The organism is Cronobacter sp. 153480017-3 (assembly GCF_053627815.1).
This window is the reverse complement of record NZ_JBSEYN010000003.1, coordinates 172,625-185,860: the sequence shown is the minus strand read 5'-3', so window position 1 is coordinate 185,860 and position 13,236 is coordinate 172,625. Positions and strand designations below refer to the sequence as shown.

The 13,236-nt window shown below is 58.2% G+C and carries 5 protein-coding genes; 4 read left to right on the top strand and 1 reads right to left on the bottom strand.

All coding sequences use genetic code 11. The features are described 5' to 3' along the window. Positions 1 to 12 precede the first annotated feature (12 nt). The 4 genes from recC (at position 13) to recD (ending at position 11,749) form a co-directional block, all read left to right on the top strand. On the top strand, positions 13 to 3,384 hold the full coding sequence (recC, locus tag ACUW6V_RS08700; RefSeq protein ID WP_105504186.1) for an exodeoxyribonuclease V subunit gamma: 3,372 nt from the start codon (positions 13 to 15) through the stop codon (positions 3,382 to 3,384). Positions 3,385 to 3,489: 105 nt separating this feature from the next. Beyond that, positions 3,490 to 6,378: a pitrilysin gene (gene ptrA, locus ACUW6V_RS08695; protein ID WP_454038252.1), complete on the top strand. Its 2,889-nt coding sequence runs from the start codon at positions 3,490 to 3,492 to the stop codon at positions 6,376 to 6,378. Further along, the gene (gene recB, locus ACUW6V_RS08690; RefSeq protein ID WP_454038251.1) at positions 6,375 to 9,917 is read left to right on the top strand and encodes an exodeoxyribonuclease V subunit beta; all 3,543 of its coding nucleotides are present in this window, start codon (positions 6,375 to 6,377) and stop codon (positions 9,915 to 9,917) included. The genes ptrA and recB overlap by 4 nt, the downstream gene beginning before the upstream one ends. Then, entirely contained in the window at positions 9,914 to 11,749 is a 1,836-nt protein-coding gene (gene recD, locus ACUW6V_RS08685; protein ID WP_454038250.1) for an exodeoxyribonuclease V subunit alpha, read from the top strand. Before recB ends, recD begins: the two co-directional genes overlap by 4 nt. A gap of 36 nt (positions 11,750 to 11,785) precedes the next feature. On the opposite strand, the gene argA is transcribed toward recD, so the two are convergent. Next, complete coding sequence (gene argA / locus ACUW6V_RS08680) at positions 11,786 to 13,117, bottom strand: amino-acid N-acetyltransferase (protein WP_007701355.1); 1,332 nt, start codon at positions 13,115 to 13,117, stop codon at positions 11,786 to 11,788. Between the last annotated feature and the right edge of the window lie 119 nt (positions 13,118 to 13,236).

The window sequence follows — 13,236 nt, the reverse complement described above, 5'->3', positions numbered from 1 at the left end:
TCAGGAGTCACTATGTTACGGGTTTATCACTCCAACCGGCTTGATGTGCTGGAAGCGATTATGGAGTTCATTGTTGAACAACAGCCGCTTCCCGATCCCTTCGAGCCTGAGATCGTCCTGGTGCAAAGCACCGGTATGGCGCAGTGGTTGCAGATGAGCCTGGCACAGAAATTTGGCATCGCCGCGAATATCGAGTTTCCACTTCCGGCAAGCTTCATCTGGGACATGTTCGTGCGCGTGCTGCGCGATATTCCGCAGGAGAGCGCCTTTACCAAACAGAACATGAGCTGGAAACTCATGAAGCTTTTGCCAGGTATGCTCACTTCGCCTGACTTCGACATGCTGCGGCACTACCTGCACGATGACGAAGATAAACGCAAGCTGTTCCAGCTCGCCTCACGCGTGGCGGATCTCTACGATCAGTATCTGGTGTATCGCCCCGAATGGTTAACCCGCTGGGAGGCAGGAGATGTTGTCGATGGTCTGGGCGAGCCACAGCGCTGGCAGGCGCCGCTCTGGCGGGCGCTGGTTGAACACACCGCAGCGCTCGGGCAGCCGCAGTGGCACCGCGCCAACCTTTATCAGCGTTTTATTCGTACGCTTGAGACGGCGGAAAGCCGCCCGGAAGGGCTGCCCGCCCGCGTGTTTATTTGTGGCATTTCGGCGCTGCCCCCTGTCTATCTACAGGCTTTACAGGCGCTGGGTAAACACATTGATGTGCATCTACTTTTTACTAACCCGTGCCGTTATTACTGGGGCGATATACAAGATCCGGCTTTCCTCGCGCGCCTGTTAAGCCGCAAGCGTAAACTGCATGCGAAAGAGGGAACGGCACCGCTTTTTAAAGACAGCGAAACGGCCCCCGCTTTGTTCAATGAAGAAGGCGAGCAGGAAGTGGGAAACCCGCTGCTTGCTTCCTGGGGCAAATTAGGTCGTGACTACACGTACCTGCTTTCAGGCCTTGAGCGTTTTGAGGAGATGGATGTATTTGTCGATCTCGAACCCGATAACCTGTTGCATAGTCTGCAGTTCGATCTGCTGGAACTGCGTAATCAGGCGCAGGCGGGCGTGACGCTTGAGGAGTTTGAGCGCAGCGATGGAAAACGCCTGCTGGATCCTGACGATCGCAGTATCAGTGTGCATGTCTGTCATAGCCCCCAGCGCGAAGTGGAAATTCTCCATGACCAGCTTCTGCAAATGCTGGAGGCCGATCCACAGCTGACGCCGCGCGATATCATCGTGATGGTGGCGGATATCGACAGCTACAGTCCGTTTATTCAGGCTGTCTTTGGCAGCGCGAGCCAGGAGCGATACCTGCCGTTCGCCATCTCTGACCGGCGCGCGCGTCAGGCGCACCCTGCGCTTCAGGCATTCATTACTTTACTCTCGCTGCCGGACAGCCGTTTTGTCTCTGAAGATGTCCTGGCACTGCTGGAAGTCCCGTCGCTTGCCGCCCGTTTCAATATCAGCGAAGAGGGGCTGCGCTTCCTGCGACAGTGGGTGAATGAGTCCGGCGTACGCTGGGGCATTGATGATGACAACGTGCGTGAACTGGCGCTGCCAGCGACCGGTCAGCACACCTGGCAGTTTGGTCTTACCCGTATGCTGCTGGGCTACGCCATGGAAAGCCATCTTGGCGAATGGCAGTCGGTGTTGCCGTATGATGAATCCAGCGGGTTAATTGCTGAACTGGTCGGCCATCTTGCTGAACTCTTAATGCAGCTTAACCTGTGGCGCAAAGGGCTTTCGCAGGCGCGGCCGCTGGCGGAATGGCTGCCGGTCTGTCGGGAAATGCTCGATAGCTTCTTTGCCCCTGATGCTGAGACCGAAGCCGCGCTGGCGCTCATCGAACAGCAGTGGCAGGCGATTATCGAGCAAGGCATTAGCGCACATTATGAAGATGAAGTGCCGCTCACGTTGCTGCGTGATGAGCTGGCGAAAATGCTCGACCAGGAGCGCATCAGCCAGCGTTTTCTCGCCGGACCGGTAAATTTCTGTACGTTAATGCCGATGCGCTCGATTCCTTTTAAGGTTGTATGTTTGCTGGGCATGAACGATGGCGTTTATCCGCGGACGCTCGCGCCATTGGGGTTTGATCTGATGAGCCAGAAGCCGCAGCGTGGGGATCGCAGCCGTCGCGACGACGATCGTTACCTCTTCCTGGAGGCGCTGATTTCCGCCCAGCAGCAACTTTACATCAGCTACATTGGCCGCTCGGTACAGGATAACAGCGAAAAGTATCCATCAGTGCTGGTGCAGGAGCTGGTGGATTATCTCGCCCAGAGCCATTATCTGCCGGGCGACGAGGCGCTTAACTGTGATGAAAGCGCGAAAAAGGTCAAAGCCCACCTGATGCGGCTCTACCCTAGAACACCTTTTGATGCGGAAAACTTTCAGCCTGCCAGAGAGACTCAGAGCTACGCCCGCGAATGGCTGCCTGCGGCCAGCGAGCAGGGTGAGGCGCATCCGGAATTTATCAAACCGCTGACGCCAGTCACGCTTGAGGAGCTGCCATTTGAACAGTTCCAGCGCTTCTGGCGCCATCCGGTGCGGGCCTTTTTCCAGTTGCGGCTGAAAGTTAACTTCCGCACGGAAGAGAGCGAACTGCCGGATGCCGAGCCTTTCACGCTGGATAGCCTCGGTCGCTACCACATGAATCAGCAGCTACTGAATACGCTGGTGGAGCAACAAGATCCTGAAGCACTCTATCGTCGATACCGTGCGGCAGGTGAGCTCCCTTACGGCGCGTTCGGCGAGCTGTTCTGGGAAAGCCAGCTACAGGAAATGCAGGCTCTGGCCGAGCGAGTGCTTGCCGAGCGCGATGGCGGCGAAAGCCAGGAAATTGCGCTTGAGCTTGGTAATGTCGAAATGACGGGCTGGTTGCAGCATGTGCAGCAGGACGGGCTGTTACGGTGGCGGCCTTCCATACTGCGTGTTGAACATGGAATGCAACTTTGGCTTGAGCATCTGGTCTACTGTGCCTGTGGCGGTGAAGGAACCAGCCGCCTTTATGGTCGTAAAGATAGCTGCTGGCGCTTTCCGCCCGTACCGCGTGAGCAAGCGGAGCACTATTTGCGCGAGCTTACCGAGGGGTATCAGCAGGGAATGCGCGAACCGCTGATTTTGTTGCCACAGAGTGGCGGTGAGTGGCTAAAAGCCTGTTATGACGTGAAAAACGATGCCATTTTGTGGGATGAAGAAACCCAGTTGAAAGCACGTAATAAGCTGATTCAGGCCTGGACGGGTAACCAGATGGTAGAAGGCGAGGGGATGGATATCTGGTATCAGCGTCTGTGGCGTAACCTGGAGCCGGAGTATTACGAGGCCATCATCCGCGAGGCGCAGCGTTATCTGCTGCCGCTGTTCCGCCATCACCAACCCTGACCATTAAGCGCAGACGGCGACGTTGACGCCCTCATAAGAAGGACGTAGCCGTATGCGCCGCATGTTAATGATGAATAGCAGAAGCAGTAAATGAGAGGTTTATTGATGCCTGGATGTCGTAACTGGTACAAAGCGCTGTTGTTATGCATGGCCTTCTGGGCTCCCTTGTCTCAGGCCGATACAGGCTGGCAACCACTGAAAGAAACGATCCGTAAAAGCGATCGTGATAACCGTCAATACCAGGCTATCCGGCTCGATAACGGAATGGTGGTTTTACTGGTCTGCGATCCGCAGGCCGTAAAATCGCTCTCCGCGCTGGTGCTGCCGGTAGGTTCGCTGGAAGACCCTGACGATCATCTGGGGCTTGCGCATTATCTTGAGCACATGACGCTCATGGGCTCCAAAAAATACCCTGAGCCTGACAGTCTGGCGGAATACCTGAAGCTGCACGGCGGAAGCCATAACGCCAGCACGGCACCTTACCGCACCGCCTGGTATCTGGAAGTAGAAAATGACGCTCTCGATGGCGCGATGGACAGGCTTGCGGACGCGATCGCTGCGCCGAATCTCGATAAAACTTATGCCGATCGTGAACGCAACGCGGTAAATGCGGAATTAACCATGGCGCGTGCGCGCGACGGGATGCGTATGGCGCAAATCAGCGCCGAAACGTTAAACCCGGCGCATCCGGGCTCGCGTTTTTCCGGCGGCAACCTGGAGACGCTGCGTGATAAGCCTGGCAGTCCGCTCCATCAGGCACTGGTGGGCTTTCGGGATAAATACTACTCCGCGAACCTCATGAAAGCCGTGGTCTACAGTAACCGCCCGTTGCCGGAGCTTGCCCGCATGGCCGCGCAAACCTGGGGACGCGTGCCGAATAAAAACCTGACGGCGCCTGAAATCACTACCCCTGTCGTAACACCCGCACAGCAAGGCATTTTTATTCACTATGTCCCTGTGCAGCCGCTTAAGGCGTTGCGCGTTGAATTTCGCATCGATAACAACAGCGACAAATTCCGCAGTAAAACCGATGAACTCATCGGCTACATGATAGGCAGCCGCAGTCCTGGCACATTATCTGACTGGCTGCAAAAAGAGGGGCTTGCCGAAAGCGTCAGAGCGGACTCCGATCCGGTTGTCGCCGGAAACAGCGGCGTGATGGTCATTTCCGTCTCGCTGACGGATAAAGGACTCGCGCAGCGCGACAACGTCGTAGCAGCCATCTTCCGTTACCTTCAGACGCTTCGTGATAAAGGCATTGATAAACGCTATTTCACCGAGCTTTCTCATGTGCTGGATCTCGATTTCCGCTATCCCTCCATCACCCGGGATATGAATTATGTTGAGTGGCTGGCTGACAGCATGCTGCGCGTGCCCGTTGAGCATACGCTGGATGTGGTAAATATTGCGGATCAGTTCGATCCCCAAGCGGTGAACGCGCGCCTTGCGATGATGACGCCGGAAAACGCCCGTATCTGGTATATCAGCCCTGACGAACCGCACAACAAAACGGCCTATTTTGTCGGCGCGCCGTATCAGGTGGATAAAATCCCGGCGGCAACGCTAAAACAGTGGCAAACGCTCGGGCAGCAGATTTCGCTTACTTTGCCGGAGCCAAACCCTTATATCCCGAGCGATTTCAGCCTGATTAAACCCCAGAAGCCGTATGCGCATCCTAAACTGCTGGTTCAGGAGCCGGAACTGCGCGTGCTCTATATGCCAAGCCGCTATTTTGCCAGCGAGCCGAGAGCGGATATCACGCTGGTGCTGCGCAATGAGCAGGCGATGAACAGTGCGAAAAACCAGGTGTTGTTCGCGCTGAATGATTATCTGGCCGGGATTGCCCTTGATCAGCTGAGCAACCAGGCCTCCGTGGGCGGCATCAGTTTCTCCAGCAGCGCCAACAGCGGGCTGATGATTAGCGCGAATGGCTACACCCAGCACTTACGTAAGCTGTTCCTGACGTTGCTGGACGGCTATTTCAGCTACGAGCCTACCGAGGATCAGCTGGCGCAGGCGAAATCCTGGTATAAGCAGATGCTGGCATCGGCGGAGCAGGGCAAAGCCTACGATCAGGCTATTATGCCGGTACAGATGGTCTCTCAGGTGCCGTATTTCCAGCGTGAAGCGCGCCGCGCGCTGTTGCCGGAAATCACACTAAAGGACATCCTCGCTTATCGCGAGAGCCTGAAAACCCATGCCCGCGCGGAATTCCTTGTGGTCGGCAACCTCGCCCCTGAGCAGGTGAAAAATTTCACACAGGAGGCCGTTCGTCAGTTGGGCCTGAAAGGGAAAAGCTGGACGCGCACCCGGGACGTCAGCGTAGATAAAGCGCAGCAGGCTATCTTTAACAAAGTGGGCAGCAGCACGGATTCCGCCCTGGCCGCGTTGTTTGTGCCTGTCGGGTATAACGAATCGACCAGCTCTGCCTGCAGCGCCATGCTTGGGCAGATTATTTCGCCCTGGTTCTACAACCAGCTGCGTACGCAGGAGCAATTAGGTTATGCCGTCTTCGCCTTCCCGATGCCTGTTGGCCGCCAGTGGGGGATCGGTTTCTTGCTGCAAAGCAGCGAAAAGCAGCCCGATTATCTCTGGAAGCGCTATCAGGCTTTCTTCCCGCAAGTGGAGTCGCGGCTTCGCACGCTGAACGCGCAGGATTTTGCGCATATTCAGCAAAGTATCATCAACGACATGCAGCAGGCACCACAGACGCTTGGCGAAGAAGCCTCGCAGGTGAGTAAAGACTTTGATCGGGATAATTTAAACTTCGATTCTCGTGATAAAGTTGTGGCCGAAATCAGACAGCTGACGCCGCAAAAACTGGCCGACTTTTTCCATCAGGCCGTACTGGCCCGACAGGGTATGACTATCCTCTCACAGGTCTCCGGCAGCCAGAGCCCGCAGGCGCGTTATGCAGCGCCTGAAGGATGGCCGGTGTATCAGAGCGTCAGCGACTTGCAACAATCTTTACCGCTTCTGAGTGATACGCAATGACCGATGAGCCCGCAGCCTCCCTTGATCCCCTCCGCCTGCCCTTAACGGGCGAGCGGTTGATAGAAGCCTCTGCTGGCACCGGGAAAACCTATACCATCGCAGCGCTGTATCTGCGTCTGCTGTTAGGCCTGGGCGGCGAGGCGGCTCACCCACGCCCGTTAACCGTAGAAGAATTGCTGGTCGTAACGTTTACCGAAGCCGCGACGGAAGAGCTGCGCGGGCGTATTCGCAGCAATATTCACGAACTGCGTGTGGCCTGTCTGCGCGAGCGCACCGACGATCCGCTCTACCAGCGGCTGCTGGATGAGATTCCGGATAAACCACTGGCGGCCCGCACCCTGCTGCTGGCGGAACGGCAGATAGACGAGGCGGCCATCTTTACCATTCACGGCTTCTGCCAGCGCATGCTGAGCCTGAATGCCTTTGAATCGGGGATGCCATTCGAGCAGCAGTTAATTGAAGATGAATCGCTGCTGCGTTATCAGGCCTGCGCCGATTTCTGGCGTCGCCACTGTTACCCGCTCGCCAAACCCCTGGCGCGCGTGGTCTGCGAACAGTGGGACGGGCCGGAATCGCTGCTGCGCGATGTAAACAGCTTTCTGCATGGCGAAGCGCCTAAGCTCAAAACGCCACCGCCGGATGACGAAACGATTGAATCGCGCTATGAAAACGCGATAGCGCGTATTGACGAGGTGAAAGCCCTGTGGCGTGAAAACGCTGAAGAGCTGGCGGCGCTGATTCAGAATTCGGGCGTCGATAAGCGCAGCTACAGCAGCCGTTATTTGCCCGCATGGCTTGACCAGATGGCCGCCTGGGCGCAGGAAGAGACCACTTCCTGGCAACTGCCGGGCGCGCTTGAGAAATTTGCCCAGAGCACGCTACTTGAGAAGACCAAAAAAGGCGATGCGCCGCGCCATGCGGTGTTTGATGCAATCGATGCGCTGCTGGCCGAGCCTTTCACCATCCGCGATCTGCTCATTGCCAGAGCGATGGCGGAAATCCGCTACACCGTCGCGCAGGAGAAGCGCCGCCGCGGCGAGCTGGGCTTTGACGACATGCTGAGCCGTCTTGACGAGGCGCTGAATCAGCCGGGCGGCGAGGCGCTGGCGGCGGCGATTCGCACCCGTTACCCGGCGGCGATGATCGATGAGTTTCAGGATACCGATCCGCAGCAATACCGTATTTTCCGTCGCATCTGGCTGGGCCAGCAAGAGACCACGTTGCTGCTCATCGGCGATCCAAAACAGGCGATTTATGCGTTTCGCGGCGCGGATATCTTTACTTACATGCGTGCTCGCGGGGAAGTAAACGCTCACTATACACTTGATACGAACTGGCGTTCGGCACCAGGCATGGTGGAGAGCGTCAATAAAATATTCAGCCAGATGGATAACGCGTTTATGTTTCGCGATATCCCTTTTCTGGCGGTGAAGCCTGCCGCACGCAACCAGTCGCTGCGTTTTACTTTTGCCGGGAAGACTCAACCTGCCATGAAGCTTTGGCTTATGGAAGGCGACGGCGCAGGAGTAAGTGATTACCAACAAACAATGGCGCGCGTCTGTGCGCAGCAGATCCGCGACTGGTTAAGCGCGGGTATGAAGGGTGAAGCGCTGTTGTGGCGCGAAGAGCGTGCGAGACCGGTACAGGCGTCAGATATCACGGTGCTGGTGCGTAACCGCATTGAAGCGAATCTGGTACGCGAGGCGTTGAATGCGCTAAACATTCCCTCTGTTTATCTTTCTAACCGCGACAGCGTCTTCGCAACCCAGGAGGCGCTGGAGATGCTCTGGTTGCTACAGGCCGTGCTGGCACCGGAAGTGGAGACGCGGCTTCGCAGCGCGCTGGCGGCAAGCATGCTCGGGCTGGATGCGCCAGCCATTGAGGCGCTCAATGAAAATGAAAACGCCTGGGATGCGCTGGTAGAGGAGTTTGACGGCTACCGTCAGATCTGGCTGCGCCGCGGCGTCATGCCGATGCTGCGCGCGCTCATGACACACCGTCAGGTGGCGGAAAATCTGCTCGCCACACCGGGCGGCGAACGCAGGCTGACGGATATTCTTCACCTGAGCGAATTACTCCAGGAGGCTTCCGCGCAGGCCGACAGCGAATATGCGCTGGTGCGCTGGTTAGCCCAGCATATCGCCGAGCCGGACGCGAGCGCCTCCAGCCAGCAACTGCGTCTGGAAAGTGATAAACATCTGGTTCAGGTCGTCACTATTCATAAATCGAAAGGGCTTGAATATCCGCTGGTCTGGCTGCCCTTTATTGCCGATTTTCGCGAACAGAAACAGGCCTTTTACCACGATCGCGAGACGTTTACGCCGATGCTCGATCTGAGCAACGCTGAAGAGAGCCTTGAACTGGCGGAGATGGAGCGGTTGGCGGAGGATTTACGTCTGCTTTATGTGGCGCTGACGCGCTCCATCTGGCATTGCAGCCTGGGCGTGGCGCCGCTCTTTCGCCGCCGTGGCGCAAAAGAAGGGGAAACCGATCTCCACCGCAGCGCGCTTGGCAGGCTGATTCAACAAGGCGAAGCGCTGGATGCGAACGGCCTGCGTCGCTGTATTGAAGCCTTATGCGATGAAAATCTGGCGCTGGAGATCCCGGGCGAGCCGGATAACACGCCCTGGATGCCACCGGAGTCAGCGCCGCCGACGCTTGCTGCACGTGAGCTGCAACGACGCATCATTGATGAATGGCGCGTCACCAGTTATTCAGGTTTACAACAGCATGGTGCAGGGCGCGCGCTGGATCTGCTGCCGAAGCTGGATCTGGACGGCGCGGGCGCGCGTGACGTGCCTGATGAACCGGTAATGTCGCCGCATACGTTTCCACGCGGCGCGTCGCCAGGCACTTTCCTGCACAGCCTCTTTGAGGAGATCGATTTTACCCAGCCGGTATCAGCGGAGTGGGTAACGCAGCAGTTGCAGCTGGGCGGTTTCGATGAGGCCTGGCAGCCGGTTTTGAGCCGCTGGATAGATGACGTACTGAGCGCGCCACTGAACGAGACCGGCGTGTCGCTGAATCAGCTTGGCGCGAAAGATAAACAGGTGGAGCTGGAGTTTTACGTGCCGATTGACGCCGCGCTGCGCCCTGAGGCGCTTGACGCGCTGATTCGCGAGCACGACCCGCTTTCGGCGCAGTGTCCGCCGCTCGATTTCCGCCAGGTGCGCGGCATGCTGAAAGGCTTTATCGATCTGGTTTTCCGCTGGCAGGGGCGTTATTACCTGCTGGATTATAAATCGAACTGGCTTGGGGACAGCCCGGAAGCGTATACGGTGGAAGCGATGTCGCAGGCGATGCAGACGCACCGATACGATCTGCAATATCAGCTATACACGCTGGCGCTGCACCGTTATTTGCGTCATCGCCTGCCGGACTATGATTACGAGCGCCACTTCGGTGGCGTGATTTACCTGTTTTTGCGCGGCGTAACGAAAGAAGATATGCGCCAGGGCATCTTTACGACTCGCCCGGCGCAGGCGCTGGTCACGGCGATGGACGCGCTGTTTGCCGGTGCAGAGGAGAAAGTGTCATGAAAATGCATCAACTGATCCAGCAGGCCGTGGTGCAAAAGCTTCTGCGCCCGCTGGATGCCCAGTTCGCGATGATGGTGGCAAGCGATGATGAACCGGCGGTGATGCTCGCCGCCGCGCTGGTGAGCCGCGACGCCGGTGAAGGCCACGTCTGTCTGCCGCTCTCCCGGCTGTGTGCGACGCACTGCTTCGCCGGGCGCCACGATGAAATGGCGCAAACGCTGTTTGAGGCGGCGGGCAATCCGAACGACTGGCGTTCGCTGTTATTAGCGTCGCCTGCGGTGAGCGAGGACGAGGCGCCGACGCCGCTGAAGCTGATTGGCGAGCGCCTGTACCTCAACCGCATGTGGCGTCATGAACTGGCGGTCGCGGCGTTCTTTCGCGAGCGTAACCATCGTATTGAACTGGAAGAAGCACGCCTGAGCGCGGTACTGGAGGCACTTTTTGGGCCACCAGGCGATGAAGTGGACTGGCAGAAAGTGGCGGCAGCGGTCGCGCTCACCCGGCGCATCTCGGTGATTTCCGGCGGGCCGGGCACCGGCAAAACGACCACGGTAGCAAAACTGCTGGCGGCCATGGTGCAGCTCTCAGAAGAGAAACTGCCGCGTATCCGCCTTGCCGCGCCGACCGGTAAAGCCGCGGCGCGCCTGACGGAATCGCTCGGCGCTGCGCTGCGTCGTTTGCCACTGAGCGACGCGCAGAAAAACGCGCTGCCGGAAGAGGCCAGCACATTGCACCGCCTGCTGGGCGCGCAGCCAGGCAGCCAGCGTCTGCGCTACCACGAAGGTAACCCGCTGCATCTGGATGTTCTGGTGGTGGATGAGGCTTCGATGATAGACCTGCCGATGATGGCGCGGCTTATCGCGGCGCTGCCGGACCATGCGCGGGTGATTTTTTTAGGCGATCGCGATCAGCTGGCGTCCGTAGAAGCGGGCGCGGTGCTCGGTGATATCTGCCACTACGTGAACCACGGTTTTACCACTGAACGCGCCACCGAGCTTGCCCGCATCACGGGGTGTCACATTAACGGCGGTGAGCCGCATCCGGCAGGCGCGCTGCGCGACTGCCTGTGCCTGCTGCAGAAAAGCTATCGCTTTGGCAGTGATTCCGGCATTGGGCAGCTCGCGTTTGCCGTTAATCGCAGCGATCATCGCGCCGCCAGAGCGACGTTTAGCCGGGGCTTTGACGATATCGCCTGCAAGACGCTAGTGGGTAACGATGACTACGCGCAGATGATTGACGAGACGCTGATGGGCTACGAGCGGTTCTTAACGCTGGTCCGCGAACGTGCCGAGCCGGAGGCGATTCTTGCGGCCTTCAGCGAATTCCAGATGCTTTGCGCGCTGCGTGAAGGGCCGTTCGGCGTCGCCGGGCTTAACGAGCGTGTGGAGCATGCGCTGGCGCAGCGGCGTCTGATTCGTCGCACGCCCCTGTCGCGCTGGTATGAAGGGCGGCCGGTGATGATTTCGCGCAACGACAGCGCGCTGGGGCTGTTTAACGGCGATATCGGCGTGGCGCTGGATCGTGGCGACGGTTTGCGCGTCTGGTTCCCGATGCCCGGCGGCAAGCTGAAACCCGTCGTGCCAAGCCGCTTGCCGGATAATGACACCGCGTGGGCGATGACGGTGCATAAGTCGCAGGGGTCAGAGTTCGATCATGCGGCGCTGCTCCTGCCGGGGCAGTTCGCGCCGGTGGTCACGCGAGAACTGGTCTATACGGCGATTACGCGCGCGCGGCGGCGGTTGTCGCTGTATGCGGATGAGCGGGTGCTGGAGATGGCCATCGCGACCAGAACAGAAAGGCGCAGCGGCCTGATGGCCTGCTTTGAACAATAAGCGCGGCCCGGCGATGGCCAGGCCGCAGCGGGGCTGTCAGGTTAAATCCGCCATCAGCACCTTCGAGCGGCGCTGGTAGTTGTACATCTGCTTTTTGCTTTCGGGCAGCAGGTCGATATCCACCGGCGCGAACCCGCGCTCCTGGAACCAGTGAATGCTGCGGGTAGTAAGCACAAACAGTTTGGATAAACCCATCTGTTTGGCCTGGGTGGCGATGCGCTGCAACAGGACTTCGCCGCGCGCTGAACTGCGGTAATCCGGATGCACGGCCACGCACGCCATCTCGCCGATTTTCTCTTCCGGGAAGGGGTAGAGCGCGGCGCAGGCGATGGTCAGATTATCGCGCTGGATAATCGTGAATTTGTCTATTTCCATCTCCAGCTGTTCGCGCGAGCGGCGCACCAGAATGCCCTGTTGCTCAAGCGGCCGGATAAGCTCCAGAATGCCGCCGATGTCATTAATGGTGGCGCGGCGGATCTGCTCGGCGCTCTCCATCACAATCTGCGTGCCGATGCCGTCGCGGGAGAACAGCTCCTGCAACAGCGCGCCATCTTCCTGATAGCTAATGAGGTGGCAGCGACGCACGCCGCTGCGGCAGGCTTTAACCGCGCCACGCAAAAAGCGCACGGTACCGGAGTGATAGTCGCCTGCCGCTTCCAGCGTGTCGAGCCGCGCCTGCGCCTCGTTCGGGAACAGCTCGGAAATAATGTCGCCGTCGTCGCTCATCACGCCTTGCGACGAGCAGAACCCGATCATCTTCTCAGCCTTGAGCTTGATGGCAAGCTGGGTGGCGACTTCTTCAGACGTCAGGTTGAAGCTCTCGCCCGTCACCGACACCGCCACCGGCCCGAGCAGCACAATCGCGCCGCTGTCGAGCTGGCGGTGAATAGCGTCTTCATCGATACGGCGAATGCGCCCGCTGTGGCAGTAATCGACGCCGTCATCCACGCCGAGCGGCTGTGCGATGATAAAGTTGCCGCTCACCACATTAATATGCGCGCCCTGCAGCGGCGTGTTGCCGAGGCTCATTGAGAGACGGGCGGTGATATCGAGCTGCAACAGCCCGGCGGCCTGCTTTACCAGCTCCAGCGTTTTGGCGTCGGTGACGCGGGTGTGTTTGTGATAAACCGGTTCATGATGGTGTTCGGCAAGGTTCGCGTCGATTTGCGGACGCGCGCCATACACCACCACCAGACGGATGCCGAGGCTGTGAAGCAAACCTATATCGTTGACGATACTGGAAAAGTTTTCATGCTCAATGGCCTCGCCGCCAAGCATGATGACAAACGTTTTGCCCCGATGGGCATTAATATAGGGAACAGAATGGCGGAATCCCTGGACCAGTTCAGTTCGACGCTCCTTCACCACGGCAAAACCTCTCAGTGAATGGTTATTCGTAATTTGTGTATTTTTATTCTTTTATTATCCCATGCGCAAGTGGCAATTTTATGGCGGCGGCGCGTCATTACCGCGAACTTAGACGTTCA

Bases quoted from the DNA above. Each gene is read 5' to 3' on its own strand.
- recC (WP_105504186.1), top strand. From the start codon at position 13: ATGTTACGGGTTTATCACTCCAACCGGCTTGATGTGCTGGAAGCGATT.
- ptrA (WP_454038252.1), top strand. From the start codon at position 3,490: ATGCCTGGATGTCGTAACTGGTACAAAGCGCTGTTGTTATGCATGGCC.
- recB (WP_454038251.1), top strand. From the start codon at position 6,375: ATGACCGATGAGCCCGCAGCCTCCCTTGATCCCCTCCGCCTGCCCTTA.
- recD (WP_454038250.1), top strand. From the start codon at position 9,914: ATGAAAATGCATCAACTGATCCAGCAGGCCGTGGTGCAAAAGCTTCTG.